This is a genomic window from Bradyrhizobium sp. HKCCYLS3013 (assembly GCF_051167615.1).
In the GTDB taxonomy this organism is placed as follows: domain Bacteria; phylum Pseudomonadota; class Alphaproteobacteria; order Rhizobiales; family Xanthobacteraceae; genus Bradyrhizobium.
Map to the genome: position 1 here is coordinate 466,369 of NZ_JBNPTK010000001.1, position 25,857 is coordinate 492,225.

Here is a 25,857-nt window from a genome sequence, read left to right on the forward strand (position 1 = left end):
GTGAACCGGCGTCGACCGGTTCAAGCATGCTTCAATCTAGTGGTCCAACCGCCGTTCCGCGCGCGGCGAATGGGCCTATTTCTTGCGGAAACGGTCCAGGCGCACGACCTCGGCGCCTTCCCCCGGCGAGGTCGGCGGGAGCGGCTTGTCGTCGCTGGTCTCGGCCGGCGTCGCAGGCAGCGGCCCGGCGATGGCCGATGGCGCCGGTGCGGCCGGCAGCTTCGGCGCGGCCGGCGTCTCGGCAATCGCCTCCGACGGCTCGAACTGCAGTCCGAATTGCACGGACGGATCGAAGAAGCTCTTGATCGCGTGGAACGGCACCACGAGGCGCTCAGGGATGCCGCCGAACGACAGGCCGACCTCGAACCGGTCCTCCGAAACCACCAGATCCCAGAACTGGTGTTGCAGGATGATCGTCATCTCCTCCGGGTATTGCGCGAGCAGCCGCGGCGACAGCTTGACGCCCTCGGCCTTGGAGATGAACGTGATGAAGAAATGGTGCTCGCCCGGGAGCCCGTGGGCGGCAGCGTCGGTCAGCACCCGGCGCAGCACCCCGCGCAACGCGTCGCGCGCCAGCACATCGTATCGAATATGATCCGTCGCCATGATCGGTCCTGTGTCGTGAGGGCTGCGCCCGACGTGTCGAGCCGCCGCGCCCGGCAGGCAGCAGCATTCCCGACTCGCGTCAGTCACATCGTACCCGGCATCGGCGCCGAGGTCAGCAGCCATGCCGGTCGATCGCCAGATATGGGAACGGGTAGAAGCTGGCGGAAGTCCGGTCAACGGCGGAATGAACGGGTGCCGCGCCAAAAAACTGGGGACGGCACAGCCCGTGGAAGGAAACCGGTTAACGTGGAGGCAGGTGAAAGTGGAGGCTTCTGTTGCCAGGTGCCTCCGAACCCCGCCTAACGGAGCTTAACCCGTTAGGACTTTAAGGTGGTCTTTCAAACTGCGTTACGCAGCCTGAGCAACCGGAGCAAAGTTGTCGTTGGCAACTATTGCAGTAGCCCGATAACGGCGGAACAATACCGGGAAAAAGCTCGCCCTTTACGCCCTCGTCGATCCTATTTCGCCCCCGCCAAAACCCATCTGTCGGTGGGTTTTGGTGGAGGCGCCGGGTACCGCCCCCGGGTCCGAATGGTTTATTTCGACGGCGATTTATTTCCATAGCCGGCAAGCCGGCACCCCCTATATAGGCCGCCGGCCGGCGGATGCACAGGGCCGAAACGCCGCGGCGCGCGACAAAAATGTGGGCGGCTGCCGGGAACCTCTGGTTCGACCTTGGCAGCCTGGTTTTCGTCCTCCTACAGTGCGGCATGCCTCCCGAAGTTGCGCAGGTTGCCTCTCCCGCGGCCGACATCGCCAGACACCCGCCCAGCCTCCGCACGCTCTTCTTCGCATTCGCGAAAATGTCGCTGTCGGGCTTCGGCGGCGTGCTGGTGTTCGCGCGGCGTGCGATCGTCGACGAGCATCGCTGGATGACGGCGGAGGAGTTCAACGCGACCTTCGCGCTCTGTCATTTCCTGCCCGGACCGAACATCGTGAATTTCTCCGTGGTGTTCGGCGCGCGATTGCGCGGTGTCGCCGGCGGAATCGCTGCGTTTGCCGGCCTGCTCGGACCCCCGATGCTGCTGATCACCTCTCTCGGCGCCATTTACGGTCATTTTGGACAAGCCGACACGTGGCGACGGGCGCTTGCAGGCGTGTCCTGCGTGGCCGTTGGCCTGCTGGCGTCGGTGGTGTTTCGCATGATCTCGCCGCTCCTCAAGAAGAGCGACGTGGCGGGCGTTGTCGTCGTCGCTGGCGTGTTCGTGGCGATCGGGCTGGCGCGCCTGCCGCTTCAGGAGGTTCTGCTGGTGGCCGTGCCGCTCAGCCTTGCCGTCACCTATGCCAAGACGCGGTGGGCACGATGAGCGGGGACGACAATCCGTTGTTCCAGCTGTTCTGGACCTTTGCGTTGATCTCGCTGTTTGCGGTTGGCGGCGCCGTGGCGGCGATTCCCGAACTGCAACGTGTTGCAGTCGAGGCCCGGCACTGGATGACAGACAAACAGTTCGCCGACCTGTTCGCACTGTCGCAATTGTCGCCCGGGCCCAACGTTCTGATCGTCACCCTGATCGGCTATTCGGTCGCAGGCGTGGCAGGTGCGGCGGTCGCGACGATCGCGATGTGCGGTCCCACTGCCGTGCTCTCCTATTTCGTCAGCCGTTGGCTCTCGAATGCGCGGGATGCGCGCTGGCCCGCCATGCTGCAGGCGGCGCTGGTGCCGTTGTCGATCGGCTTGATGGCGGCGAGCGCATGGATTCTCGGTCAGGCTTCCGACCAGACGTGGCGGGCGTTCGCGCTGACGGTCCTTGCCGCACTCGTTGCATCTATGACGCGACTCAATCCGCTCTGGCTGCTCGCCGCAGGCGGCTGCCTTGGTTTCGCTGGCCTTCTCTAGGGAAAGCCGCTAGCAAAACAGAAGCGCGACCGGTTTGCTCCGGGCCGCCGAACGAAAACAGTGCCGGCCATCAAGGCCGATCGGGGAGGGCGAGGCATGGCCGAGACCACGGGCCAATTGTCGGGCGAAACGGCGGGCATGCCGGCCGCCCGCAGCGTGACCGCCGCATCGATCATTCTGGTCCTTGCCTTCGCGCCACAGATCATCGAGCTGCTGATTGCCTTGGCCGGTCTTGTCGGTCCACTATCCGGACGCGGTCCGCTACAGGTCATTGCGGCCCATGCGTCGGCCTTGTCGATGGCGATCCCGAGCCTGGCGCAGCAATATGCCGCAAGCGGCAAGACCTCGCTGTCTTCCGATGTTCTGCTGGCTCTCATCTACACCTATCCGCTGATCGCGGTCGCAGTGTTCACATTCATGGTCCGTCCGCGCGCGGCGCAGGACTATTTCGGCGGCGTCGTGCTGATGGCGATCGCGCTGTTCGCGTTGTGGGCCTCCAGCGATCTGCAGGGCATGCGCGGCTTCTCGTTCGGTGCCGGAACTGCGCCGCGGATGTTCGGTCTGCTGCTGCTGGGGCTCGGAGCCGCCGTGGCCGTGATCGGCGTCGTGAGTGAAGGCGCGCAGCTTGCGACCTATCACTGGCGCGGACCGCTGTTCGTCTCGCTCGCGATCCTGACCTTCGCCGTCTCCATTCGCCCGCTCGGACTCTTGATCACGGGGCTTGCAAGCTTCCTGATCGCGGCGATCGGCAGCCCGGAGACGCGCTGGCGCGAGGCCCTGATCGTCGGCATCTGCCTGACCGGCGGCTGCGCGCTGCTGTTCCCCTACGTGCTGGGGTTGCCGATGCCGCTGTTGCCGCGTTTCCTTTTGCAGTGAGGGCGTGATGGATCTGTTTGCAAATCTCGCCCACGGTTTCGTCGTCGCGTTGTCGCCAATCAATCTGCTGATGTGCCTGATCGGCGCGCTGGTCGGCACGCTGGTCGGGGTTCTCCCGGGCATCGGGACCATCGCCACGGTGGCGATGTTGCTGCCGATCACCTTCGGCCTGCCGCCGGTCGGCGCGCTGATCATGCTGGCCGGTATCTATTACGGCGCGCAGTATGGCGGCTCGACCACGTCGATCCTGGTCAACATTCCCGGCGAGGCGACGTCGGTGGTGACCGCGCTCGACGGCTTCCAGATGGCGAAGCAGGGCCGTGCCGGTCCGGCGCTGGCGATCGCCGCGATCGGCTCGTTCTTCGCCGGCTGCGTTGCCACCGTGCTGATTGCGATCCTCGGCGCGCCGTTGACCAAGCTCGCGCTGGCGTTCGGCCCGGCCGAGTATTTCTCGCTGATGGTGCTGGGCCTGATCTTCGCGGTCGTGCTGGCGAAGGGCTCGGTGCTGAAGGCGATCGCGATGATCGTGCTCGGCCTGCTGCTGTCGATGGTCGGCTCGGACATCGAGACCGGTGTGTCGCGCATGGCCTTCAACATTCCCGAGCTCGCCGACGGCCTCGGCTTCGCCACCGTCGCGATGGGCGTGTTCGGCTTCGCCGAGATCATCCGCAATCTCGATGCCGGCGCGGAGATGGACCGCGACCTCGTGCAGAAGAAGATCACCGGCCTGATGCCGACCAGGAAGGATCTGAAAGACTCCACGCCGGCGATCCTGCGCGGCACGCTGCTCGGTTCGATCCTCGGCATCCTGCCGGGCGGAGGTGCGGTGATCGCCTCGTTCGCGGCCTATACGCTGGAGAAGAAACTCGCGCGAGATCCGTCGCGGTTCGGTCGCGGTGCGATCGAGGGCGTCGCGGCGCCGGAGAGCGCCAACAACGCGGCGGCGCAGACCTCCTTCATTCCGCTGCTGACGCTCGGCATTCCGCCGAATGCGGTGATGGCGCTGATGGTCGGCGCGATGACCATCCACGGCATCGTGCCGGGCCCCCAGGTGATGCAGAAGCAGCCTGATCTGGTCTGGGGCATGATCGCCTCGATGTGGATCGGCAATCTCATGCTGATCATCATCAACCTGCCGCTGGTCGGCATCTGGGTGCGGCTGTTGCGCGTGCCATACCGGCTGATGTTCCCGTCGATCGTGATCTTCTGCGCGATCGGCATCTATTCGGTGAACAACGCGCCGGTCGACGTGGTCCTGGCGGGCGCGTTCGGCCTCGTCGGCTACTGGCTGATCAAGCATGATTTCGAGCCGGCGCCGCTGCTGCTCGGCATGGTGCTGGGCCCGTTGATGGAGGAGAACCTGCGCCGGGCGCTGCTGATCTCGCGCGGCGACTGGTCGGTGTTCCTGACGCGGCCGCTGTCGGCCATGCTGCTCGCGATCGCGGCGGGGCTGCTCGTGCTGGCGGTGCTGCCGACGCTGCGCCGCAAGCGCGATGAGGTCTTCGTGGAAAGCGAAGGCTGACCAGCGTCGGCGGACCGGACGCCGGAGGCGCTCGGGACCCTGGTCAAAGGCGAGATCGTCAAATGGTCCGCGGTCCTCAAGCCGGCGAGCTGGTACGGAACAGCCATGGATCGGGAGGAGGGCGGAACGTGCGGTCCCGCCCTTGTCAATTGCGGCTGCGGCCGACATTTTTCGGGGTATAATTGGCGACCGGGCCGAGTCGAGGCTAGGGCCGGGCGATCCCTGCCGTTACATTCGCCGCCTTCCGCGAAAGGCCGCCAGCGCGCACCATGCACCAGTATCACGACCTGCTCGAACGCATCCTGTCCGACGGCGCCAAGAAGCACGACCGCACCGGCACCGGCACGCTGTCGGTGTTCGGCCACCAGATGCGCTTCAACCTTGCGGCCGGCTTTCCGCTGGTGACCACCAAGCGGCTGCCGCTGAAGGCGATCGTGCATGAGCTCTTGTGGTTCCTCAAGGGCGACACCAACATCAAGTATCTGCACGATCACGGCGTGACGATCTGGGACGAGTGGGCCGATGGCAATGGCGATCTCGGCCCCGTCTACGGCTATCAGTGGCGCTCGTGGCCGACGCCGGACGGCGGCCATATCGACCAGATCGGAGGCGTGATCGACATGATCAGGCGCAATCCGGATTCGCGCCGGCTGATCGTGACGGCCTGGAACCCGGCCGACGTCGAAAAGATGGCGCTGCCGCCGTGCCACTGCCTGTTCCAGTTCTATGTCGTGAACGGCAAATTGTCGTGCCAGCTCTACCAGCGCTCGGCCGACGTCTTTCTCGGCGTGCCCTTCAACATCGCATCCTATGCGCTGCTGACGATGATGGTGGCGCAGGTGACGGATTTGAAGCCCGGTGAATTCGTGCACTCCTTCGGCGACGTGCATCTCTATTCCAATCACATCGAGCAGGCCCGCCTGCAGCTCACCCGTGCGCCCCGTCCGCTGCCGACCATGACGCTCAATCCGGACGTCAAGGACATCTTCGGCTTCCACTACGAGGACTTCGCGCTCGCCGGCTACGATCCGCATCCGCATATCAAGGCCGAGGTCGCGGTCTGACGCATGCCGGTTTCGATCCGTAGCGCCGGGCCTGACGACATCGGAAGCGTATTCGCGCTGATCCGGGAGCTCGCCGACTACGAGAAGCTCTCGCACGAGGTCGGCGCGAGCGAGGCTGACATCGCCGCCGCGCTGTTCTGCGAGCATCCGACGCTGTTCTGCGATCTCGCCGAATGGAACGGCGCGGTGGCGGGCTTCGCGGTCTGGTTCGTCAACTTCTCGACGTTTGCCGGCAAGCCAGGGATCTATCTCGAAGACCTGTTCGTGCGGCCGGCGTTTCGCCGCAACGGCATCGGCCAGGCCTTGCTCGGCCATCTCGCGCGCACCTGCATCGAAAAGGGCTGGGCGCGGCTGCAATGGTCGGTGCTCGACTGGAATGCTCCTTCCATCACTTTCTACAAATCGCTCGGCGCCGAGCTCATGGACGAGTGGACGCTGTGCAAGGTGACCGGCGAGGCTCTGGCTCAGCTGGCGGAGAGGGCGCCGTGATCGAGATCGTGCTGATCGTCGCAGTCGCCGACAACGGCATCATCGGCGCCGCCGGTGCGATCCCGTGGCGGCAGAAGAGCGACATGCAGCGCTTCAAGGCGATGACCATGGGGCGCCCGATCGTGATGGGCCGCAAGACCTTCATCTCGTTTCCGCGCCGGCCGCTGCCGGGCCGCACCAACATCGTCGTCACCCGCAATGCCGAGTTTCGCGCTGATGGCGCGATCGTGACCCATACCGTCGATGAAGCGCTCGTCATCGCGCGTGGTGATGCGCTGCGGCGTTCAGCCGCGGAGATCGCGGTCATCGGAGGCACCGAGCTCTTTGCTGCAACGATGCCGATCGCCGACCGGCTGGAGATCACCGAGGTGCATGCGAGCCCGCCTGGCGATACCGTGTTTCCGGCGATCGACCCGGCCCGATGGGAGGAGGTGGCGCGGCAGCGCCATGCCTCGGGGCCTGACGATCAGGCCGAATTCTCCTACGTCACCTATCGCCGGCGGCGGTGAGCGTTTCGCCGGCGGGATCGACGCGACGGCCCGTCCAAGACCATCCGTTAATGATGAAGTCGCGCAGTTTGGCCGCGTGGCGGAGCTGAGGCCGCGGCAAACCGGCGCTTCCGGCCCTGTTTACATTGACAAAACCCGGTTCGGGCTTAGCTGGAGCGCTACGTTGTAAGGGGCGGGGCCGTCCCTTATAACCCGGCGACCGTCGGGGCCGGCGTTGGTGTACACTCAGCCTCTCGGAGGAGATCGATCGATGGCGTGGAAGAATCAGGGCGGAGGCCCGTGGGGTCAGGGTCCGAAGGGGCCCTGGGGCTCGGGACCGCAACCGGTCGGTCCAAGGCCGCCCGACCTGGAAGATCTTCTGCGGCGCGGCCAGGACCGGCTGCAGCAGTTCGTGCCGGGCGGCGGCTTCGGCACCGCGGGCGTGCTCCTGATCGTGCTCGGCGCCATCATCATCTGGCTCGCCTCCGGCATCTACCGCGTGCAGTCCGAGGAGCTCGGCGTCGTGCTGCGCTTCGGCAAATATGTCCGCGATGAGCAGCCGGGCCTGCGCTATCACCTGCCTTATCCGATCGAGACCGTGCTGCTGCCCAAGGCGCTGCGCGTCAACTCGATCTCGATCGGCATCACCGCCAATGATGATCCCGGCCGGCGCGGCCGCAGCGGTCGCGATGTCCCGGAGGAGAGCCTGATGCTGACCGGCGACGAGAACATCGTCGACGTCGACGTCACCGTGCTCTGGCGCATCAAGCCGAAGGGCGCGGCCGACTTCCTGTTCAACATCCAGAACCCCGAGGGCACCGTGAAGGCGGTGGCCGAGAGCGCGATGCGCGAGGTGATCGGCCGCTCCAACATCCAGCCGATCCTCACCGGCGCCCGCACCGTGATCGAGCAGAACGTGCAGGAGCTGATGCAGAAGACGCTCGACAATTACGGCTCCGGCATCCAGATCACCCAGGTGCAGATGCAGAAGGTCGATCCGCCGGCCCAGGTGATCGAGGCGTTCCGCGACGTCCAGGCGGCGCGTGCCGACCTCGAGCGTCTCCAGAACGAAGCCCAGACCTACGCCAACAAGGTGGTGCCGGATGCGCGCGGTCGTGCCGCGCAGATCCTGCAGGTCGCCGAAGGCTACAAGGAGCAGGCGATCGCCGAGGCCAAGGGCCAGAGCGCGCGCTTCCTCAAGGTCTATGACGAGTACAAGAAGGCGCCCGACGTGACCCGCGAACGGATCTATCTCGAGACCATGGAGCGCGTGCTCGGTGGCTCGGAGAAGCTCGTGCTCGACTCTGGCGCCACCGGCGGCCCTGTGCCGCTGCTGCCGCTCGGCGATCTCTTGCCGCGCCGTCCGGCGCCGGCCGCTCAGCAGGGAGGCGTCCGATGAGGTCCCCCGTTGCAGGCATCGTCGCGCTCGTCGCCGTGCTCGTGCTCGTCGTCATCGGCTACAGCTCGCTGTTCACCGTGAACCAGACCGAGCAGGCGCTGGTGGTGCGGTTCGGCAAGCCGGTCGACGTCGTCACGGAGCCCGGCCTGAACTTCAAGGCACCGTTCATCGACAACGTGATCTCGATCGACAAGCGCATCCTCGACCTCGAGAACCCCTCGCAGGAGGTGATCGCGTTCGACCAGAAGCGGCTCGTGGTCGACGCCTTCGCGCGCTACAAGATCAAGAACGCGCTGCAGTTCTACCAGAGCGTCGGCTCGATCCAGACCGCCAACGTCCAGCTCGGCACGCTGCTGAACGCCGCGCTGCGCCGCGTGCTCGGCGAGGTCACCTTCACGCAAGTCGTGCGCGACGAGCGCGAGGCGCTGATGCGCAAGATCCGCGATCAGCTCGACAAGGAGGCCGACGCCTATGGCATCCAGGTGGTGGACGTCCGCATCCGCCGCGCCGACCTGCCGGAGGCCAACAGCCAGGCGGTGTACAACCGGATGAAGACCGAGCGGCAGCGTGAGGCCGAGGAGTTCCGGGCGCTCGGCGGCCAGAAGGCCCAGGAGATCAGGTCCAAGGCCGATCGCGAGGCTACCGTGATCGTCGCCGAGGCCAACTCGCAGGCGGAGCAGACCCGCGGCGCCGGCGATGCCGAACGCAACCGGCTGTTCGCCGAGGCCTACAGCAAGGACCGCGACTTCTTCGCCTTCTACCGCTCGATGACGGCGTATGAGAACGGCCTCAAGTCCGGCGACACCCGCTTCCTGCTGCGGCCCGATTCGGAGTTCTTCCGCTACTTCGCCAACCCCTCTGGGAAGCCGGCGGGGGAGACGCCGTCCACCGCCAGCAGCTCGACCGCGGCGGCCGCGGTGCCGGCGCCCAAGCCCTGATGCATCGGCCCCGATGACCAGGGCGGTTGATCCGGGTGAATAAGAGTTGACATGGACGGGGCGAAGCCGTTGCTTCGCCCCGTTACATATCAAGAAGATCGAACGGGAGGTCCGGGTCCGATGAGGTCCATTGCGTTTTCCGATTTCCTCATCGGATTAGGTATCCTGTTCGTGCTCGAAGGCCTGTTGTTCGCGGCCAGTCCGGAGTGGATGCGGCGGGCCATGAAGACCGCGATGACCACGCCCGACAACGTGCTGCGCGCGGTCGGCATCGGCTCGGCGGTGGCCGGTCTGGTCCTGATCTGGGTGATCCGGCGGCCGATCTGAGGTGTGCATCGCCGTCTGCCTGCGCGCCGCCGCACAGGAACGAGGTCCGGCCGCGGCAATGACCGTCAACCGCCCGGCCAACGCCATTGTGAGGCGATGGCTGCGCCATTTTGCCGTATTAGGTCGCCCTCAATGATGAATCTGCGGTCCGATCCGGCGTGCTTGCGTCCTCCGCCGGTTCCGGCGCACTGTAACGGTTGAATTTGCCGACTTTTCTGGAGATCCGCCCGATGACCGCGACCCTTGCTTTCCGCCGTCGACTGCGTCCGATCCTGACCGCGGCGGTTCTTGCCGCGGGCTGGGCGCTCGCGCCGGTCCCGGCCTCGGCGCGGGGGCCGGAGGGGATCGCCGATGTCGCCGAAAAGGTGATCGACGCCGTCGTCAACATCTCGACCTCGCAGACCGTCGAGCCCAAGGGCGGCTCGTCCGAGAACCGCAACGCCAATCCGCAGGTGCCGCCGGGATCGCCGTTCGAGGAGTTCTTCGACGATTTCTTCAAGAACCGCCGCGGCGGTCCGGGCGGCCGGGGTGGGGCCGACAACTCGCCGCGCCGCACCAACTCGCTGGGCTCCGGCTTCATCGTCGACGAGTCCGGGGTCGTGGTCACCAACAATCACGTCATCGCCGATGCCGACGAGATCAACGTGATCATGAACGACGGCACCAAGATCAAGGCTGAGCTGGTCGGCGTCGACAAGAAGACCGACCTTGCGGTGCTCAAGTTCAAGCCGCCGCGGCCGCTGACGGTGGTCAAGTTCGGCGATTCCGACAAGCTGCGGCTGGGCGACTGGGTGGTCGCGATCGGCAACCCGTTCAGCCTCGGCGGCACCGTGACCGCCGGCATCGTCTCGGCCAAGAACCGCGACATCTCGTCGGGCCCCTATGACAGCTACATCCAGACCGACGCCGCCATCAACCGCGGCAATTCCGGCGGCCCGCTGTTCAACCTCGATGGCGAGGTCATCGGCGTCAACACGCTGATCATCTCGCCGTCGGGCGGCTCGATCGGCATCGGCTTCGCGGTGCCCTCGAAGACCGTGGCCGGCGTCGTCGACCAGTTGCGCCAGTTCGGCGAGCTGCGCCGCGGCTGGCTCGGCGTCCGCATCCAGGGCGTCACCGATGAGATCGCCGAGAGCCTCAACATCAAGCCGGCGCGCGGCGCGCTGGTCGCCGGCGTCGACGACAAGGGACCGGCGAAGCCCGCCGGGATCGAGCCGGGCGACGTCGTCGTCAAGTTCGACGGCCACGACATCAAGGAGCCGAAGGACCTGTCGCGCATCGTCGCCGACACCGCCGTCGGCAAGGAGGTCGACGTCATCGTCATCCGCAAGGGCCAGGAGCAGACGCTCAAGGTCAAGCTCGGCCGGCTCGAGGACAACGAGAAGGTGCAGCAGGCGGCGATCAAGAAGGACGAGCCCGCCGAGAAGCCCGTGACCCAGAAGGCGCTCGGGCTCGATCTTGCCGCGCTGTCGAAGGACCTGCGTACCCGCTACAAGATCAAGGACAGCGTCAAGGGCGTCGTCGTCACCGGCGTCGACCAGGCCTCCGACGCCGCCGAGAAGCGGCTGTCGGCCGGCGACGTCATCGTCGAGGTCGCCCAGGAGGCGGTGACCTCGGGCGCCGACATCAAGAAGCGCGTCGACCAGCTCAAGAAGGACGGCAAGAAGTCGGTGCTGCTGCTGGTGTCGAACGCCGACGGCGAGCTGCGGTTCGTGGCGTTGAGCCTGCAGTAGGGCACGATGCAGTAGGGTGGGCAAAGGCGCGCCACCGGAGCGTCCTTGAGACGAGGACCCATCGCGCGCCCTGCCCACCACATCTGGCTCCGAGCTCGCGGCGCGACGGTGGGCACGCGACCGCCCTGCGGGCGGCTGCTTTGCCCACCCTACGCGACCTCGCTTGGAGCCCGACTGCGCCGACACCCTCCGCTGTCGTCCCGGCCTTGCGCCGGGACCCATAGCCACAGGGAGTGGTTTGAGGCAGGCGAGCCGTTATCAGCTCGCCCATGACCTCCGCCGCGGAGTATAGGTCCCGGATCGGCGCCGTGCCGCGCTGGAGCGCGTCACGGCTTGTCCGGGACGACGGTGGAGAAACATCCGATTTACATCTCAAACAGCGCAGGCGACGCTATCGGCATGAGGACGTAAGATCACATTCCCGCGGCGCATGGCGCCCGAGGTCTGCGATCAGTTCGTCCCTCTCGAAATGCAGAGGGCGCAGGGAATGCCGGGTGAAGGCCTCACCCATGGCCCGCCTGCGAAAAAAATGCAGGCGGCAGGTACCACAGGTAAAGCCGATTCAACCGGCATTCCCTGCGCGACGGTCTTCACGCTTATACGCAGTCTCCCTGGTGCGCCGGGCTTGTTGGCCACCATCGCCGCGCGGCGCCTGCGGCGCCATCGCGGCTTGATACCAGCGTCGGGGTATCAGGACGCTGCGACTTCACGTCCGCAGCCAAGCCGTTCGTCGGCGTGCCCGAAGACACGCTGCGGCAACACTGCGGCCATCGCATCCCCACCTCGCGTGTCGTGACGATCGCGCGCTACGCCCCTCTGCGGTGAGGCGGGATGCGCGGAGATAATCATGATTTCAGGTAAAGCGCAATAAGATTCTTTTTTCCAGAATCCATTGCGGCGCCCGCAGCAGGCCGGCGACGCCGTTCCGGTGCAGGGTTGAGCGCCGCGGCCGGAGCCTCACAGCGATCGCTGGTTGACCCGCTTCGACAGCGCCTCGGCATTCTCCTTGCGCTCGGAATAGCGGTCGACGAGATACTCCGCCCGGTCGCGCGTCAGCAGCGTGAACTTGACGAGCTCTTCCATCACGTCGACGACGCGATCGTAATAGGGCGACGGCTTCATGCGGTCGGCGTCGTCGAACTCCGCGAAGGCCTTCGGCACCGAGGACTGGTTCGGAATGGTGATGAGGCGCATCCAGCGGCCGAGCACTCGCAGCTGATTGACGGCGTTGAACGACTGCGATCCGCCGCTGACCTGCATCACGGCCAACGTCTTGCCCTGCGTCGGCCGGACGGCCCCGAGCGACAGTGGGATCCAGTCGATCTGGGTCTTCATCACGCCGGTCATCGCGCCGTGCCGCTCGGGCGAGCACCACACCATGCCTTCGCACCAGGTCACGAGATCGCGCAGCTCGCGGACCTTCGGATGATCCGGCTCGGCGTCGTCGACCAGCGGCAAGCCATGCGGATCGAAGCTCCGTGTCTCCGCGCCGAAGCGTACGAGAATGCGCGCCGCTTCCTCGGTCAGCAGCCGGCTGAACGAGCGCTGCCGGAGCGATCCGTGGAGCAGCAGGATTCGCGGAGGGTGGGAGGAGAGAGCGGGCTCCAGCAGCTTCGCGCGGTCGATGGGATGGAAGGAGGTTTCGTCCAATTGAGGCATCGTGTCAGACAACGCGGTATCCTCCGGCAAAATGATCGGCGTCGGCCGTCCTCGTTCGAGATCCGCCGGCAGAAGCGCTCGGAACGCCAAGCCGCCCAGAACGCCAAGAGCTCAGAATGCGATGTCCGCGGCGACCGCTTCGATGCCGGCCTTCGCGCAGATGTCGTCGTTGTCGCCTCCGGGCGCACCGGATACGCCGATCGCTCCGACCTGCTGGCCAGCAGCCTCTATTGGCATGCCGCCGCCGACCATGACAACGCCGGGAACGTTGACGATCGCCCGTTCCGCGGCGTCCGGTCGTGCCAGCCGGGCTGCGAGCGTGCTCGTCGCCTCGCGCCAGCTCGCGGCCGTCCTCGCCTTGCCCGTCGCGGCCTCGAGGGTATGCCAGCCTGCGAAACGGTCGCGCAGGGTGACCAGCGTGAGCCCGGACGGATCGCTCACGGTCACGGCAGCCTGCCAGCCGCGTTTGCGGCACTCCGCGAGCGCCGCCTGTGCTGCCTTGAGCGCCGTGTCCGGCGCGATGATCCGCCGCGTCCAGGTGGGCTCGTCGGCGCGCGCAACGACAGCCGGGCCGAGCAGGAGGACGGCTGCGAGCAGCGGACGCAACACCATCATGCCGACAGCCATTTCGCCATGTCCTCGGCCTTCGGCAGCCCGCCCGCGTGAACGACCTTGCCGTCGATCACCACGCCTGGCGTCGAGGCGATGCCGAACCGGGCGATGTCGGCGAAGTCCGTGATCTTTTCCAGCTCGATCTCGATGCCGAGCTTGCTTGCTTCCGAGGAGGCCATGGCAGCGGTCTGAACGCAGCGCTTGCAGCCGGAGCCGAGAATCTTGACGTTCTTCATGGGGCTTGTCCTTTCATCAGAACAGGGCGTTGAAGAGATAGCCGACGGCGACGATGCCGGTCGCCACCACGCCGGCGAAGACGGCGATCAGCCGGAGCGTCAGCACCTTGCGCAGGATGAGCATTTCGGGAAACGAAAGCGCGATGACGCTCATCATGAAGGCGAGCACCGTCCCCAGCGCCGCACCCTTGCCGAGCAGTGCCTCGACGACCGGAATGATGCCCGCAGCGTTGGCGTACATCGGCACGCCGATCAGCACCACGGCCGGCACGGACCACCATTGGTCCTTGCCCATGATCGAGGCGAGCAGGTCGTTCGGGACATAGCCGTGAATGAATGCGCCCGCCGCGATGCCAATGATGATCCAGGCCCAGACGCGGCCGACGATGTCGCGCACCGCGTCGATCCCGGCCCGGATCCGATCGGCGACGGTCTGTGAATCCGGCTGCAGCTCCGCCTGTCCTGCGCGCACGTTGCGAACCCATTCCTCGAGCCAGCCTTCGAGATGCAGTCGTCCGATGATCCATCCCGCCACGATCGCGACCGCCAGGCCGAAGGCCAGATAGATTGCGGCGATCCTCCAGCCGACCAGCGCGAACAGCAGGCCGAGCGCGACCTCGTTCACCATTGGCGCCGCGATCAGGAACGAGAAGGTCACGCCGAGTGGGACGCCAGCCGAGACGAAGCCGACGAAGAGCGGCACCGCCGAGCACGAGCAGAAGGGAGTGAATACGCCGAGGATCGCAGCCGCGACATTGCCGAGGCCCTCGCGCCTGCCGGCGAGCAATGCGCGAGTTCGCTCGGCTGAAAAAAAGCTGCGCACGACGCCCATGCCGAACACGACCAGCGTCATCAGCATCAGGACCTTGGGCGCGTCGAACACGAAGAACCGCGCGGCTTCTTCCAGATGGCTGTCGCGGGGCACCGGCAGCGACGACACCAGCCATGCCGAGAACGCTTCCAGCTGCCAGTAGACCGCAAACCACATCGCGACCGCAGCGGCCGTCGCGACGATCCAGATCACAGCCGATGCCGACCCGTCAGGATAGGTTGAAATTTCGGTTTTCATGCTGCGTTCCTGTTCGGCTCAGCCATGGCCGCCATGACGGCGTTGACGATGGCGCGGCGATCGGGCGCCAGGTCAGGGTTCAGCCGATACCGGACCCACTGGGCGTCACGCCGGTCGACGACGAGACCGACGGCCTTGAGGGCGGACATGTGCCGGCTCATGCGCGATGCGCTGGCTCGGAGCTGCCGCATGAGCTCGCAGACGCAATGCTCGCCGCCATCCCACAGGATGCGGAGGGCCGCGAGGCGGGTCGGCTCGGCCAGAGCGGCGAGCAGCGCGACGGGATCGGACATGGCGGCGATATATGCGTATTTTCGTATTTGCGCAATAGCGCATATGATATCCTTTGTCTTGGCACGCCGCTGCCGGCGATGACAATTCCCGGACCCGTCGAGGGGATGATGCAAACTGGGCTCAGCGGCTTGCGGGCTGTATGTCTGCGCGCACCGGCGATGCCGGATCAGGCGAGCTGAGTGATGTCAGGCCAATGCACGCGCAGGACGGTCTTTCCGTCAGCCGCGGGAATGCTGGAGGGCTTGGTGTCGACGATGCGGCCGCCAAGCCGCCTGTAGAACCGGAGGCCGGCGACATTGGCCTCGAAGACCCAGAGGTGCAATCCAGAGTGTGACGCGCCTGCCGAAAGCAGGCGAGCCGCGCCGCGAAGCAGCCGCTCTCCAAGCCCCGAGCCTCTGGTCTCGGCCGCGACGTGAAGATTGTCGACCAGATGTCCCCACACCGGGTCGGCGTCGCGATAGCAGCAGATGAAGCCGCGCATCAACCCGGCCGGGTCGCGTGCGACGTTGACGAGTTGATCCACGGCCGGCGTGCCGAGCCGCTGCGTCCAGACCGCGCGCCGGTCGGCGTCGATGGCGCTGCTGAGAAACTCCGGCGCGAGGATGTTGGCATAGGCGTCGCGCCAGCTCGCCGCATGGAGCGCCGCGACGGCCGGCGCGTCTTCGCTGGTCGCGGCGCGGATGATGATGTCACTCAAGAAATCTTCTCCATATCCTGTCTACGCATCACTCACTATCGGAGAGCAGCGCTGCTTCGCTCGCGAGCCAGTTCGTGAAAAACCGGACGCGCGTATCGCTGCTGAGCACGGCCGGCCAGCGCACGACATGCACCTTGCTGGACGGCACGTCCCATTCGGCCGAAACGACGCGCGTCAGGCGGCGCTCGGCCAGTGCGTCATGCACGAGCAGCGATCGTCCCAGCGCCACGCCGGCGCCCTCGATCGCTGCGGCGAGCGCCAGGCTGATCGTATCGACCCGAATGCCGACGGGAGCCTCCGCGCCGAGGCCGAGCCGCTCGAACCATGCGGGCCATGACCATTCAGCGCCGTCGTCGCGGCCGGCGCGCCCCTTGTGAATGATGGGGTAGTTCGCGAGATTGCGGACATCGTGCAAGGCGCGGCCGCGCGGCAACAGGCGCGGCATGGCGACCGGAAAGACGCGCTCTCTGAACAGCAGCCGTTGCGTCGAGCTCGCGCGCGCCGCAGCCTTCGGCAACCACAGCACCTGGAGATCGACATCAGCTGCGCGCGCCTGAGCCTCGCTCTCGGCGACGACGAGTTCGACGCCGACATCGCCGTGTCTGGACAGAAAGCCGGGCAACCGACGCACCAGCCAGTAGTGCGACAAGGCTGCGCTCACGCCGACCTTCAACACCGCGGGCTGCGCGGCGGCGCGGTAGCGCGCGCGCAGCAGCGCCATCTCGTCGAGCAGACCAACGATCTCCGTGAGCAGCGAGGTGCCGGCCGTCGTCGGCGACAGTCCGGTCCCGCTGCGGTGGTTGAACAGCTTGGCGCCGAGATAGGTCTCGAGCTTGCGCAGCCGGTGGCTGACAGCACTCTGCGTCAGCCCGAGCTCCGTCGCTGCCAAGGTCATGCTGCGGTGGCGGGCGGTGGCCTCGAAGGCAACGAGACCGTCGAATGGCGGAAGAGATCGCATCGGCCAAGTATGAACGAGATTCATGCTGACGTGAATGGGTGCGCCGGCCATATCTTTGGCCCGTCCCTCCCCATGACGAAGGCCGCCAAATGCCGACAGCCCGTTCCACGTCATCGTCGGCCGACGTCGCAACGGCGCCGTCCATGTGGCCGGCGCTCGCCCTGAGCCTGGCGGCTTTCCTCACCAATTTCGATGTGACCGCCGTGGTGGTGGCCTTGCCCACCATCGCGGACGAGCTTGGGCTTGGGATCGCCGGCCAGGCCTGGATGATGGACGGCTACAGCCTCGCCTTCACGGCGGCGCTTCTCGTCGCGGGCGCTCTCGCCGACAGCCTGGGCCGTCGCCGAGCGATGCTCGGCGGCAACCTCGTTTTTGCCGCCGCATCGGTCGTGTGCGCGCTGTCGGCCGACGGCCTGACCCTCGGGCTCGCGCGGGTGTTGCAGGGACTGGGCGCGGCTTTCGTGATGACCGGCGGCATTGCGCTGATTGCCGCTCTCTATCCGCAGGCCGCCTCGCGCACGCGCGTGTTGGGGGGGCTCGGCGTCGTCTCGGGCGTTGCGATGGCGGTCGGACCGAGCATCGGCGGCGGCATTTCCGCGTGGATCGGTTGGCGCTGGATCTTCGCCGCCAATCTGCCGGCGTGCCTGCTGGCGGCCTGGAGCATTCCCCGGCTCGTTCCCGAAATGCGCAGTTCGGCGCGGCGTCCGCTCGATTATCTCGGGATGGGTCTTCTTAGCGCGGCGCTCTGCATGCTGATTGCAACCCTGCTGCACGGTCACGGCGGACCGGAACTGATTCTGGGGGTCGTGCTGGCGGCGCTTTTTTGGGCGACTTTCCTCTGGCAGCAGCGGCGCCGCACGCAGCCGATCTTCGATCCAGCGATCTTCCTCAACCGCGCGATGGTTGCCGTCGCGCTGCTGTTGAATGCCGTATCGCTCGGCTACTGGGCCGTGCTGGTCTTCCTGCCGGGTTTTCTCCGTGCGACGTTCGGCTGGACTGCCTCCGAATGCGGGTTTGCGATGCTCGCGGCGACGTTGCCGATGCTGGTCTTGCCGCCGCTCGGTGCAAGACTGGTCGTCCGGTGGGGATGGCGGCGGCACTTCACGGTCGCGCTGGCTATCATCGCCCTGGGCAATCTTGTCTTCGTCGGCGCGCTGGCCATGCCCGATCCGGCGCTCCGGTCGTGGCTCGTGCACATCGCAATGGCCGTGATCGGAAGCGGAGCCGCGCTGGCCCATCCGCAATTGTCGGGGGCCGTGGTTGCGCTGGTCCCGGCCGATCAGGCTGGGATGGCCGCGGCTGTGACGGTCGTCATGCGCCAAGCCGGCTTTGCGATCGGCATCGCGGTGCTCGGCGCGGTGTTGGGGAGATCAGGCGAAGTACCGAACTACGCGTGGGTATTCTGGGTCGCTGCGCCGGTCTGCGCGGCGGCGAGCGCATCGGCACTCCTGCTGCTGCCCTCGGCCACGGTCGCGCCGACCTGCGGGGAGAAGCAGCAGCAAGTTGCCTGATGGCGGAGACGGCCTGTCGATCAGTTGCGAACGCTGCCGACGGTCGCCGGCACGGCGAGAGCGGCGCTGCGACGATGCTGGGTGAGCACAGAGAGCTGGACCGGGGTGGCGGTGCTGTCCGCATTGATCGCAACGGTCTGCTGCGCGGCGGATGCACCGATGACGGAGAGCTGGTGCGGGGACGCCGGCAGCGCGCCCACTTCGTAGCTCGGCAGCTCGCCGGCTACGGCAGCGCTGCTCAGCAGCGCGAGGGCAAGGAGAGAGCCGGGAATGATGTGCTTGATGGTCATCGAGAGGTCCTTTTGTGACGATGATCGATTGCATCACCTGCAATCGCTTTCGCTTCCTTGGACACTCCCTAGCGTTGTCAGCTTTATATGCGCTGCAGCATGATTTGACAATTCATGGATTGGTGATGCGGTTAAAATGGCAGTTCGCGTGCCGCCTTGATGCGGAAGGTGAATGATGTGATTTGCGATCTGAAATGAGATTGGAATGGAGTTGCGTGCGAGTGCGCTGGATTGAAACAAAATCCTGATGATGCGCTGATCGAGAGCCGATGAAGGCAGGGCTTTGGTAACGGCTTTGCTTGGGCGGCGATTCGCACAGGGGCAATGCGATTGCGATCGTCGAGCGTTCGCAAAACCTTGATTAAATGTCACCACAGCAGGCTGCGCGGGTCATCACCGCATTGTCACCCTCGCTTTGTGACACGGACGTGGACCGGTGAACATGTCACGGTCGTTGCGAGGACCGAAGCGACGACGCAATCCATAGCCTTGCGTCGGACTCTGGATTGCTTCGGTGCCCTCGCAATGACGGCATGGCGGCTGCCCATCAACGCGTCCTCTCTCACAACAAGGGGAGAGGGCGCTGTATTGCGCAAAGGCTCGCGCGGCTACTTGGCCTGCCGCGCGGCCGCAGTCTCGTCAGTCCACGAACTGATCGCGCGTGTAGCCCTGGGCATAGAGCAGGGCGGTGAGGTCGCCGTGGTCGATGCGGGCCGAGGCTGCGGCCGAGACCGCGGGCTTGGCGTGATAGGCGACGCCGAGGCCGGCGGCCTCGATCATGCCGAGGTCGTTGGCGCCGTCGCCGACCGCGAGCGTGTCGATCTCGTCGAGATCGAACGCTTCGCGCAGCTCGATCAGGGTGGCGAGCTTGGCGTCGCGGCCGATGATCGGCTCGCGCACCTCGCCGGTGAGCTTGCCGCCGTCGACGACGAGCTCGTTGGCGCGGTTCTCCTGGAAGCCGATCTTGGCCGCGATGGCGCTGGTGAACAGCGTGAAGCCGCCGGAGATCAGGCAGGTATAGGCGCCGTTGGCGCGCATGGTCATCACCAGATGACGGCCGCCCGGCGTCAGCTTGATGCGCTTGGTCAGGACTTCGTCGACGACGCTCACCGGCAGGTCCTTCAGCAATGCGACGCGTTCGCGCAACGCCGGCTCGAATGCGATCTCACCGCGCATGGCGCGCTCGGTGATGGCGGCGACGCGGGGCTTCAGCCCGGCGAAGTCGGCGAGCTCGTCGATACATTCCTGGCCGATCATGGTCGAGTCCATGTCGGCGAGAAAAAGCTTCTTGCGCCGGACCGCTTCCGCCTGCACGACGATGTCGATCGGCATGTCGCCGCGCAGGTCGCGCAGGCGCGCCTCGAGCTTGTGGACCTCGCCGTCATGGGCGAACGGGATGTCGATCGCGACCTCGTCGAACAGCCAGCGCGGCGTGCCCGGCGACGGCAGCACGGCCAGGAAGGCCTCCACGATCGTGGTATCAAGCGCGGGATCGGCGGGATTGCAGATGAAGGTGGCGACGAGAGACATCAGGTGACTTTGCCAGGGATCAACAAAGCGGTGCTTATCGCAGGGCCGACCGCCAGCGGCAAGTCGGCGCTGGCGATGGAACTTGCGCAAAAAGCGGGCGGGGTCGTCATCAATACCGATTCCATGCAGGTCTACGGCGATCTGAGGGTGCTGACGGCAAGGCCGACCTGCGACGAGGAGGCCGCCGTGCCGCACCGGCTCTACGGCCATGTTGATGCCAGCGTGAACTACTCGGCCGGCCATTTTGTCCGGGATGCCGCCGAGATCCTAGGCGAGGTGCAGCGGGTCGGGCGGCTGCCGATCTTCATCGGCGGCACCGGCTTGTATTTCAAGGCGCTGACATCAGGGCTGTCCGCGGTGCCGCCCGTGCCGGATGAGGTGCGCGACGCGGTGCGCCTCAGGCTCGATCGCGACGGCGTCGAGGCCTTGCATGCCGAGCTGGCGCGACGCGATCCGGCGGCGGCCGCGCGGCTGAACGTCCGTGACCGCACCCGCGTGGCCCGCGCGCTGGAGGTGATCGAGGCCACCGGTCGGCCATTGGCCGACTGGCACGCGGAGACGACGCCACCGCTGCTGCCGGCGGGCAGCACTCGGGCGCTGTTCATCGCTCCCGAGCGCGAGGCGCTGTATCAGCGGATCGACGCGCGGTTCGATCTGATGCTGGACCGCGGCGCGTTGCAGGAGGTCGAGCGGCTGGCGGCACGCGGCCTCGATCCGCTGCTGCCGGCGATGAAGGCCCACGGCGTGCCGGCGCTGATGCGCTATATCAGAGGGGAGATCACGCGGGAGCAGGCGGCCACCATCGGCAAGGCCGACACCCGCCATTACGCCAAGCGGCAGTTCACCTGGTTCCGGCACCAGTTGCCGGAGTTCGAGTGGATGAGCCCCGAGGCGGCGCGGGCGTGGGTGGCATCCCTCTGATCGTCATCGCGAGGAGCGCAGCGACGAAGCGATCCCGAGTTGTCGAGTGGGGCCCCTGGATTGCTTCGCTTCGCTCGCAATGACGGCGTGATGGCCAAATTACCGCTCGCCGAACGGAAAATTCCGCGTTAACATCCATAAATCGCGCAGCAGAGCCGGCTTTGCCTTGACATCGAGGCAACCATGGCTATGTTTCGCGCAACCTTTGGGAAGCTTGCTCGGCATCATGCGCAACTTTATTGCCCTCCTTATCGTAGTCGTACCCAGGCGCATCGCCGGGGATGGCTAGCGGCCATCCATGATCCGAGCGGTGCGCAGGGCCTTCCAGGGCCCTTTTTTATTGCCCGAAGCGACCCGACCACGCTGAACCAACAGAAAACCAGCCGACCGAACCGACCGACCAAAACGACAAGCCGCTGAGACCCAGCGATCCGGAGCCCACCATGACCGACAAGAGCCACGATCCGAACCAGATGACCGGCGCCGCGATGATCGTGCGCGCGCTCATCGACCACGGCGTGCAGCACATCTTCGGCTATCCGGGCGGCGCGGTGCTTCCGATCTATGACGAGATCTTCCAGCAGAGCGAGGTCGAGCACATCCTGGTCCGCCACGAGCAGGGCGCCGGCCACGCCGCCGAAGGCTATGCGCGCTCGACCGGCAAGCCGGGCGTCGTGCTGGTGACCTCGGGCCCCGGCGCGACCAACATGGTGACGCCGCTGGCGGACGCACTGATGGATTCGATTCCCCTGGTCTGCATCACCGGCCAGGTGCCGACGCACCTGATCGGCAACGATGCGTTCCAGGAATGCGACACGGTCGGCATCACCCGGCCCTGCACCAAGCACAATTGGCTGGTCCGCGATGTCAACGACCTCGCCAAGGTGCTGCACGAGGCGTTCTACGTCGCCACCACGGGCCGGCCGGGGCCGGTCGTGGTCGACGTGCCGAAGGACGTGCAGTTCGCGACCGGCACCTATCATCCGCCGCGCAAGTCGGACGTCCACGTGTCCTATTCGCCGCGCGTCAAGGGCGACGCGATGCAGATCCGCAAGGCCGTGGCGCTGCTGGCCTCGGCCAAGCGGCCGGTGATCTATTCCGGCGGCGGCGTCGTCAATTCGGGCCCCGAAGCCTCGAAGCTGCTGCGCGAGCTGGTCGAGGTCACGGGCTTTCCGATCACCTCGACCCTGATGGGGCTCGGCGCCTATCCGGCCTCGGGCAAGAATTGGCTGGGCATGCTCGGCATGCACGGCACCTACGAGGCCAACATGGCGATGCATGATTGCGACGTCATGCTGTGCGTCGGCGCGCGCTTCGATGACCGCATCACCGGGCGCACCGATGCGTTCTCGCCCGGCTCGAAGAAGATCCACATCGACATCGATCCGTCCTCGATCAACAAGAACATCCGCGTCGACGTGCCGATCATCGGCGATTGCGGCGACGTGCTCGCCGACATCCTGCAGGTGTTCAGGGCCGAGGCGAAGAAGCCGGACATCAAGTCGTGGTGGCAGGAGATTGCCGTCTGGCGCGCGCGCAACTCGCTGGCCTACAAGCCGAACCGCGACGTGATCATGCCGCAATATGCGATCCAGCGGCTGTTCGAGCTGACGCGCGGCCGCGACACCTACATCACGACCGAGGTTGGCCAGCACCAGATGTGGGCGGCGCAGTTCTACGGCTTCGAGGAGCCGCACCGCTGGATGACCTCGGGCGGCCTCGGCACCATGGGCTACGGCCTGCCGGCGGCGATCGGCGTGCAGGTCGCCCATCCCGACAGCCTGGTCATTGACATCGGCGGCGACGCCTCGGTGCAGATGACGATGCAGGAGATGTCGACGGCCGTGCAGTACGAGCTGCCGGTCAAGATCTTCATCCTCAACAACCAGTACATGGGCATGGTGCGGCAGTGGCAGCAGCTGCTGCACGGCAACCGCCTGTCGCATTCCTACTCGGAGGCGCTCCCGGACTTCGTCAAGCTCGCCGAAGCCTATGGCGGCGTCGGCCTGCAGGTCAGCAAGCCCGGCGACCTCGACGGCGCGATCAAGGAGATGATCTCGGTCAAGAAGCCGGTGCTGTTCGACTGCCGCGTCGCCGCGCTCGAAAACTGCTTCCCGATGATCCCCTCGGGCAAGGCGCACAACGAGATGATCCTGCCGGCGGAAGCGTCCGATCCGGCGGCGGCGTTCGCCGGCGGCAAGGCGCTGGTGTAACCATGTTCAGCCTCGCCGAGCTCGAGCAGGCCCATGCGATCGTCGGCGCCGCGGTGCCGGCGACACCCGCGCATGCGTGGCCGTTGCTGGCGCAGCGGCTGGGGACGCACGTCGTCGTCAAGCACGAGAACCACACCCCAGCCGGGGCCTTCAAGGTGCGCGGCGGGCTGGTCTATGTCGACAGCCTCAAGCGCACGCAGCCCGATGTCCGTGGCCTGATCACCGCGACGCGCGGCAATCATGGCCAGAGCATCGCCTTCGCCGGCCGCCGCAACGGCCTGCCGGTGACGATCTACGTGCCCCAGGGCAACTCGGTCGAGAAGAACCGCGCGATGGCGGCGTTCGGCGCCGAGCTGATCGAGCATGGCAGCGACTTCCAGGAAGCGCGCGAGGAAGCCGGGCGCCACGCCGCGCGCGACGGCCTGCACATGGTGCCGTCGTTTCATCGCGATCTCGTGCGCGGCGTCGCGACCTACGCGCTGGAGCTGTTGCGCAGCGCCCCCGATCTCGACGTGCTCTACGTCTCGATCGGCCAGGGCTCCGGAATCTGCGGCTGCATCCTGGCGCGCGACCTCCTCGGTTTGAAGACCGAGATCGTCGGCGTGCAGTCGACCGAAGCGCCGTCCTACGCGCTGTCGTTCGCTGCGCGCACCGTGGTGACCACCAACAGCGCCGACACCCACGCCGATGGTCTCGCCACGCGCAGCCCGGATGCGGATGCGCTCGCGATCATCCTGAAAGGCGCCTCGCGGATCGTGCAGGTCAGCGACGCCGAGATCGCCGAGGCCGTGCGCATCCTGTGGACCGACACGCATAATCTCGCCGAAGGCGCTGGTGCGGCGTCGCTCGCAGCCGCCTTGCAGGAAAAGGGCAGGCTGGCCGGCAAGCGCGTCGGCCTGGTGCTGACCGGCGGCAACATCGATCTCGATTTGTTCAGGCGCTGGGTGATGCCGGCGGCAACCGAAGAAATGGCGGAGTTGCCGTAATGGGCACTCCGCTCACTCCACATACCGCCGTCGTGCCCGGGCTTGACCCGCCTGCGCGGCCGAAGCCGCTTCGGCGCGGCGAAGGCCCGGGCATCCACGAGCCGCGCCTGCGATGCTCGACGTGGATGGCCGGGACAAGCCCGGCCATGACGACTTGGCTAACACGGGGACACCAATGAACCAGCCAGCCTCCGCCTATTTCATCGAAGACCGCCACGATCCGAACGAAACGCACACGCTTGCCGTGCTGGTGCAGAACGAGCCCGGCGTGCTCGCGCGGGTCATCGGCCTGTTCTCGGGGCGCGGCTACAACATCGAGAGCCTCACCGTCTCCGAGACCGAGAGCCAGAAGCACCTGTCGCGCATCACCATCGTCACGACCGGCACGCCGATGGTGATCCAGCAGATCAAGCATCAGCTCGACCGCATGATCCCGGTCTATCGCGTCGTCGACATGACGCTGACGAAACGCGCGATCGAGCGCGAGCTGGCGATGGTCAAGGTGCGCGGCATCGGCGAGCCGCGGGTCGAGGCGCTGCGGCTGGCGGATGCGTTCCGCGCCCGCGTGATCGACGCCACGACCGAGAGCTTCGTGTTCGAGATCACCGGCAACACCGACAAGATCACGCAATTCATCGATCTGATGCGTCCGCTGGGCCTGGTGGAAGTCGCCAGGACCGGCATTGCGGCGATCGGGCGGGGACCGGAAGGGATGTGAGCCATGCTGGCGCGCGACTGGTACTACAACGAACGCAACCGGATCGGTCTCGATCATGCCGTGGCCTCGATCTACGGTTCGGGCGACGATGCCGACGAGCGTGCGCGCGCCGCGTTGAAGATGCTCGGTGTCAAGCCGGGCTGGCGGGTGGCCGACATCGGCTGCGGCAATGGCGTGCTGGCGACGGAAGCGGCGCTGATGGGGGCCGTGGTGGACGCCATCGACATCTCGCCGGCGATGCTGGCGCTGACCAAGATCTACACCCGCGACCGCCGTACCGCGGTGCGGATGCATTCGGCGGGGCTGCTGTCGTTCGCCTATGAGGCTGCCACCTATGACCTGATCGCCAGCGAGTTCACGCTGCATCACCTGCCAGACTTCTGGAAGGCGGTGGCGCTGGCGCGGATCTTCGCGGCGCTGAAGCCGGGCGCGCAGTTCTTCCTGCGCGACATCGTCTATGTCTCCATGCCCGACGGCGCGGAGCGCTCGGTTGAGCAATGGGCGGATTTCAACATCAAGAACCACGACCTCGCCCGCGACAGCGTCATCACCCACATGCGCGACGAGAACTCCACCTTCGCCTGGGTGATGGAGCGCATGCTGGCCGAGGTCGGATTTACGATGGTGTCGGCCGACTACCACGCCCCGATGCACGCGACCTACGTGCTGCAGAAGCCGGCGGGGCAGGGCTGATCGAATGATCGATTGTCGAGGCGGAGCGCAAGCTGTTGCGCAGCACGCGGTGCGCTCCCTCTCCCCGTTCTTACGGGGAGAGGGCTGGGGTGAGGGGCAGCCACGCACACCGACCGTGCGGAGAGTCACCCTCACCCGGATTGCATCTTGTGAACTGAAGCTGTCGCGGTCCGCAGTCCTGGGAACTTGTT

At 66.2% G+C, this 25,857-nt stretch carries 27 protein-coding genes and 1 other RNA gene; 17 read left to right on the plus strand and 11 right to left on the minus strand.

The features are described 5' to 3' along the window. Window positions 1-75 precede the first annotated feature (75 nt). Both ACQR1F_RS02100 and ssrA read right to left on the minus strand, forming a co-directional pair. The gene (locus tag ACQR1F_RS02100; protein ID WP_434891147.1) at window positions 76-606 is read right to left on the minus strand and encodes an SspB family protein; all 531 of its coding nucleotides are present in this window, start codon (window positions 604-606) and stop codon (window positions 76-78) included. A 261-nt stretch (window positions 607-867) separates the two neighbouring features. Further along, window positions 868-1,222, minus strand: a transfer-messenger RNA (tmRNA) gene (ssrA, locus tag ACQR1F_RS02105). 94 nt (window positions 1,223-1,316) lie between these two features. On the opposite strand from ssrA, the gene ACQR1F_RS02110 reads away from it, so the two are divergent. From ACQR1F_RS02110 to ACQR1F_RS02160, 11 genes are all read left to right on the plus strand, one after another. After that, window positions 1,317-1,913 carry a chromate transporter gene (locus ACQR1F_RS02110; RefSeq protein ID WP_315805595.1) on the plus strand — a complete coding sequence of 199 codons (597 nt, stop codon included), beginning with the start codon at window positions 1,317-1,319 and terminating at the stop codon, window positions 1,911-1,913. After that, window positions 1,910-2,443, plus strand: coding sequence for a chromate transporter (locus tag ACQR1F_RS02115; protein ID WP_315805596.1), 534 nt, complete (start codon window positions 1,910-1,912; stop codon window positions 2,441-2,443). Before ACQR1F_RS02110 ends, ACQR1F_RS02115 begins: the two co-directional genes overlap by 4 nt. Before the next feature lie 96 nt (window positions 2,444-2,539). Then, on the plus strand, window positions 2,540-3,319 hold the full coding sequence (locus tag ACQR1F_RS02120; protein WP_315805549.1) for a tripartite tricarboxylate transporter TctB family protein: 780 nt from the start codon (window positions 2,540-2,542) through the stop codon (window positions 3,317-3,319). 7 nt (window positions 3,320-3,326) lie between these two features. Then, window positions 3,327-4,841 carry a tripartite tricarboxylate transporter permease gene (locus ACQR1F_RS02125; RefSeq protein ID WP_434874757.1) on the plus strand — a complete coding sequence of 505 codons (1,515 nt, stop codon included), beginning with the start codon at window positions 3,327-3,329 and terminating at the stop codon, window positions 4,839-4,841. A gap of 269 nt (window positions 4,842-5,110) precedes the next feature. Continuing rightward, the gene (locus tag ACQR1F_RS02130) at window positions 5,111-5,905 is read left to right on the plus strand and encodes a thymidylate synthase (protein ID WP_434912463.1); all 795 of its coding nucleotides are present in this window, start codon (window positions 5,111-5,113) and stop codon (window positions 5,903-5,905) included. A 3-nt stretch (window positions 5,906-5,908) separates the two neighbouring features. Then, on the plus strand, window positions 5,909-6,394 hold the full coding sequence (locus ACQR1F_RS02135) for a GNAT family N-acetyltransferase (protein ID WP_315805552.1): 486 nt from the start codon (window positions 5,909-5,911) through the stop codon (window positions 6,392-6,394). Continuing rightward, window positions 6,391-6,903 carry a dihydrofolate reductase gene (locus ACQR1F_RS02140; RefSeq protein WP_315805553.1) on the plus strand — a complete coding sequence of 171 codons (513 nt, stop codon included), beginning with the start codon at window positions 6,391-6,393 and terminating at the stop codon, window positions 6,901-6,903. Before ACQR1F_RS02135 ends, ACQR1F_RS02140 begins: the two co-directional genes overlap by 4 nt. A 250-nt stretch (window positions 6,904-7,153) precedes the next feature. Further along, window positions 7,154-8,281: an FtsH protease activity modulator HflK gene (gene hflK / locus ACQR1F_RS02145; RefSeq protein WP_315805554.1), complete on the plus strand. Its 1,128-nt coding sequence runs from the start codon at window positions 7,154-7,156 to the stop codon at window positions 8,279-8,281. After that, on the plus strand, window positions 8,278-9,219 hold the full coding sequence (gene hflC / locus ACQR1F_RS02150) for a protease modulator HflC (protein ID WP_316183602.1): 942 nt from the start codon (window positions 8,278-8,280) through the stop codon (window positions 9,217-9,219). The genes hflK and hflC overlap by 4 nt, the downstream gene beginning before the upstream one ends. Before the next feature lie 120 nt (window positions 9,220-9,339). Continuing rightward, the gene (locus tag ACQR1F_RS02155; protein ID WP_315713359.1) at window positions 9,340-9,546 is read left to right on the plus strand and encodes a DUF2065 domain-containing protein; all 207 of its coding nucleotides are present in this window, start codon (window positions 9,340-9,342) and stop codon (window positions 9,544-9,546) included. 230 nt (window positions 9,547-9,776) lie between these two features. Continuing rightward, window positions 9,777-11,279, plus strand: coding sequence for a Do family serine endopeptidase (locus ACQR1F_RS02160; RefSeq protein WP_315805556.1), 1,503 nt, complete (start codon window positions 9,777-9,779; stop codon window positions 11,277-11,279). A gap of 957 nt (window positions 11,280-12,236) precedes the next feature. On the opposite strand, the gene arsH is transcribed toward ACQR1F_RS02160, so the two are convergent. The 7 genes from arsH to ACQR1F_RS02195 all read right to left on the minus strand — a co-directional run bounded on the left by arsH (window position 12,237) and on the right by ACQR1F_RS02195 (window position 16,804). After that, window positions 12,237-12,938: an arsenical resistance protein ArsH gene (gene arsH / locus ACQR1F_RS02165; protein WP_434912559.1), complete on the minus strand. Its 702-nt coding sequence runs from the start codon at window positions 12,936-12,938 to the stop codon at window positions 12,237-12,239. A 111-nt stretch (window positions 12,939-13,049) separates the two neighbouring features. After that, window positions 13,050-13,565 (minus strand): GlcG/HbpS family heme-binding protein, encoded by a 516-nt coding sequence (locus ACQR1F_RS02170; protein WP_434891844.1) that lies wholly within the window; start codon window positions 13,563-13,565, stop codon window positions 13,050-13,052. After that, a complete protein-coding gene (locus tag ACQR1F_RS02175; protein WP_315713355.1) occupies window positions 13,550-13,786 on the minus strand; it encodes a thioredoxin family protein in 237 nt (78 codons plus the stop codon). The genes ACQR1F_RS02170 and ACQR1F_RS02175 overlap by 16 nt, the downstream gene beginning before the upstream one ends. Before the next feature lie 16 nt (window positions 13,787-13,802). Then, window positions 13,803-14,855 (minus strand): permease, encoded by a 1,053-nt coding sequence (locus ACQR1F_RS02180; protein ID WP_434912464.1) that lies wholly within the window; start codon window positions 14,853-14,855, stop codon window positions 13,803-13,805. Further along, the gene (locus ACQR1F_RS02185; protein ID WP_316217066.1) at window positions 14,852-15,148 is read right to left on the minus strand and encodes an ArsR/SmtB family transcription factor; all 297 of its coding nucleotides are present in this window, start codon (window positions 15,146-15,148) and stop codon (window positions 14,852-14,854) included. Before ACQR1F_RS02185 ends, ACQR1F_RS02180 begins: the two co-directional genes overlap by 4 nt. A gap of 167 nt (window positions 15,149-15,315) precedes the next feature. Next, entirely contained in the window at window positions 15,316-15,846 is a 531-nt protein-coding gene (locus ACQR1F_RS02190; protein WP_315805561.1) for a GNAT family N-acetyltransferase, read from the minus strand. 28 nt (window positions 15,847-15,874) lie between these two features. Then, window positions 15,875-16,804: a LysR substrate-binding domain-containing protein gene (locus tag ACQR1F_RS02195; protein WP_315805562.1), complete on the minus strand. Its 930-nt coding sequence runs from the start codon at window positions 16,802-16,804 to the stop codon at window positions 15,875-15,877. Window positions 16,805-16,947: 143 nt separating this feature from the next. Here ACQR1F_RS02195 and ACQR1F_RS02200 point away from each other — a divergent pair, with 143 nt between their 5' ends. Further along, window positions 16,948-18,315, plus strand: a complete 1,368-nt coding sequence (locus ACQR1F_RS02200) for an MFS transporter (protein ID WP_316217064.1) — start codon at window positions 16,948-16,950, stop codon at window positions 18,313-18,315. A 20-nt stretch (window positions 18,316-18,335) separates the two neighbouring features. Here ACQR1F_RS02200 and ACQR1F_RS02205 read toward each other — a convergent pair whose 3' ends face one another. Both ACQR1F_RS02205 and serB read right to left on the minus strand, forming a co-directional pair. Beyond that, entirely contained in the window at window positions 18,336-18,605 is a 270-nt protein-coding gene (locus tag ACQR1F_RS02205) for a hypothetical protein (protein ID WP_315805564.1), read from the minus strand. A 639-nt stretch (window positions 18,606-19,244) separates the two neighbouring features. After that, window positions 19,245-20,135 carry a phosphoserine phosphatase SerB gene (serB, locus tag ACQR1F_RS02210; RefSeq protein WP_434912465.1) on the minus strand — a complete coding sequence of 297 codons (891 nt, stop codon included), beginning with the start codon at window positions 20,133-20,135 and terminating at the stop codon, window positions 19,245-19,247. A gap of 3 nt (window positions 20,136-20,138) precedes the next feature. Here serB and miaA point away from each other — a divergent pair, with 3 nt between their 5' ends. The 5 genes from miaA to ACQR1F_RS02235 all read left to right on the plus strand — a co-directional run bounded on the left by miaA (window position 20,139) and on the right by ACQR1F_RS02235 (window position 25,666). After that, entirely contained in the window at window positions 20,139-21,056 is a 918-nt protein-coding gene (gene miaA / locus ACQR1F_RS02215; protein ID WP_434912466.1) for a tRNA (adenosine(37)-N6)-dimethylallyltransferase MiaA, read from the plus strand. Window positions 21,057-21,499: 443 nt separating this feature from the next. Further along, window positions 21,500-23,269, plus strand: a complete 1,770-nt coding sequence (locus ACQR1F_RS02220; RefSeq protein WP_434912467.1) for an acetolactate synthase 3 large subunit — start codon at window positions 21,500-21,502, stop codon at window positions 23,267-23,269. A 2-nt stretch (window positions 23,270-23,271) separates the two neighbouring features. Beyond that, window positions 23,272-24,255 (plus strand): threonine dehydratase, encoded by a 984-nt coding sequence (locus ACQR1F_RS02225; RefSeq protein ID WP_434912468.1) that lies wholly within the window; start codon window positions 23,272-23,274, stop codon window positions 24,253-24,255. A gap of 175 nt (window positions 24,256-24,430) precedes the next feature. Continuing rightward, on the plus strand, window positions 24,431-24,973 hold the full coding sequence (ilvN, locus tag ACQR1F_RS02230) for an acetolactate synthase small subunit (protein WP_315805569.1): 543 nt from the start codon (window positions 24,431-24,433) through the stop codon (window positions 24,971-24,973). 3 nt (window positions 24,974-24,976) lie between these two features. After that, on the plus strand, window positions 24,977-25,666 hold the full coding sequence (locus tag ACQR1F_RS02235) for a class I SAM-dependent methyltransferase (protein ID WP_434912469.1): 690 nt from the start codon (window positions 24,977-24,979) through the stop codon (window positions 25,664-25,666). Window positions 25,667-25,857 lie beyond the last annotated feature (191 nt).

What these genes read in the sequence shown, in the direction of transcription:
- ACQR1F_RS02135 (WP_315805552.1), top strand. Translation starts at nt 5,909, where the DNA reads ATGCCGGTTTCGATCCGTAGCGCCGGGCCTGACGACATCGGAAGCGTA.
- ACQR1F_RS02195 (WP_315805562.1), bottom strand. Translation starts at nt 16,804, where the DNA reads ATGCGATCTCTTCCGCCATTCGACGGTCTCGTTGCCTTCGAGGCCACC.
- ilvN (WP_315805569.1), top strand. Translation starts at nt 24,431, where the DNA reads ATGAACCAGCCAGCCTCCGCCTATTTCATCGAAGACCGCCACGATCCG.
- ACQR1F_RS02205 (WP_315805564.1), bottom strand. Translation starts at nt 18,605, where the DNA reads ATGACCATCAAGCACATCATTCCCGGCTCTCTCCTTGCCCTCGCGCTG.
- ACQR1F_RS02225 (WP_434912468.1), top strand. Translation starts at nt 23,272, where the DNA reads ATGTTCAGCCTCGCCGAGCTCGAGCAGGCCCATGCGATCGTCGGCGCC.
- ACQR1F_RS02185 (WP_316217066.1), bottom strand. Translation starts at nt 15,148, where the DNA reads ATGTCCGATCCCGTCGCGCTGCTCGCCGCTCTGGCCGAGCCGACCCGC.
- arsH (WP_434912559.1), bottom strand. Translation starts at nt 12,938, where the DNA reads ATGCCTCAATTGGACGAAACCTCCTTCCATCCCATCGACCGCGCGAAG.
- ACQR1F_RS02155 (WP_315713359.1), top strand. Translation starts at nt 9,340, where the DNA reads ATGAGGTCCATTGCGTTTTCCGATTTCCTCATCGGATTAGGTATCCTG.
- hflK (WP_315805554.1), top strand. Translation starts at nt 7,154, where the DNA reads ATGGCGTGGAAGAATCAGGGCGGAGGCCCGTGGGGTCAGGGTCCGAAG.
- ACQR1F_RS02115 (WP_315805596.1), top strand. Translation starts at nt 1,910, where the DNA reads ATGAGCGGGGACGACAATCCGTTGTTCCAGCTGTTCTGGACCTTTGCG.
- ACQR1F_RS02180 (WP_434912464.1), bottom strand. Translation starts at nt 14,855, where the DNA reads ATGAAAACCGAAATTTCAACCTATCCTGACGGGTCGGCATCGGCTGTG.
- ACQR1F_RS02220 (WP_434912467.1), top strand. Translation starts at nt 21,500, where the DNA reads ATGACCGACAAGAGCCACGATCCGAACCAGATGACCGGCGCCGCGATG.
- ACQR1F_RS02235 (WP_434912469.1), top strand. Translation starts at nt 24,977, where the DNA reads ATGCTGGCGCGCGACTGGTACTACAACGAACGCAACCGGATCGGTCTC.
- serB (WP_434912465.1), bottom strand. Translation starts at nt 20,135, where the DNA reads ATGTCTCTCGTCGCCACCTTCATCTGCAATCCCGCCGATCCCGCGCTT.
- ACQR1F_RS02130 (WP_434912463.1), top strand. Translation starts at nt 5,111, where the DNA reads ATGCACCAGTATCACGACCTGCTCGAACGCATCCTGTCCGACGGCGCC.
- ACQR1F_RS02160 (WP_315805556.1), top strand. Translation starts at nt 9,777, where the DNA reads ATGACCGCGACCCTTGCTTTCCGCCGTCGACTGCGTCCGATCCTGACC.
- ACQR1F_RS02170 (WP_434891844.1), bottom strand. Translation starts at nt 13,565, where the DNA reads ATGGCTGTCGGCATGATGGTGTTGCGTCCGCTGCTCGCAGCCGTCCTC.
- ACQR1F_RS02120 (WP_315805549.1), top strand. Translation starts at nt 2,540, where the DNA reads ATGGCCGAGACCACGGGCCAATTGTCGGGCGAAACGGCGGGCATGCCG.
- ACQR1F_RS02110 (WP_315805595.1), top strand. Translation starts at nt 1,317, where the DNA reads ATGCCTCCCGAAGTTGCGCAGGTTGCCTCTCCCGCGGCCGACATCGCC.
- ACQR1F_RS02125 (WP_434874757.1), top strand. Translation starts at nt 3,327, where the DNA reads ATGGATCTGTTTGCAAATCTCGCCCACGGTTTCGTCGTCGCGTTGTCG.
- ACQR1F_RS02175 (WP_315713355.1), bottom strand. Translation starts at nt 13,786, where the DNA reads ATGAAGAACGTCAAGATTCTCGGCTCCGGCTGCAAGCGCTGCGTTCAG.
- ACQR1F_RS02100 (WP_434891147.1), bottom strand. Translation starts at nt 606, where the DNA reads ATGGCGACGGATCATATTCGATACGATGTGCTGGCGCGCGACGCGTTG.
- hflC (WP_316183602.1), top strand. Translation starts at nt 8,278, where the DNA reads ATGAGGTCCCCCGTTGCAGGCATCGTCGCGCTCGTCGCCGTGCTCGTG.
- ACQR1F_RS02200 (WP_316217064.1), top strand. Translation starts at nt 16,948, where the DNA reads ATGTGGCCGGCGCTCGCCCTGAGCCTGGCGGCTTTCCTCACCAATTTC.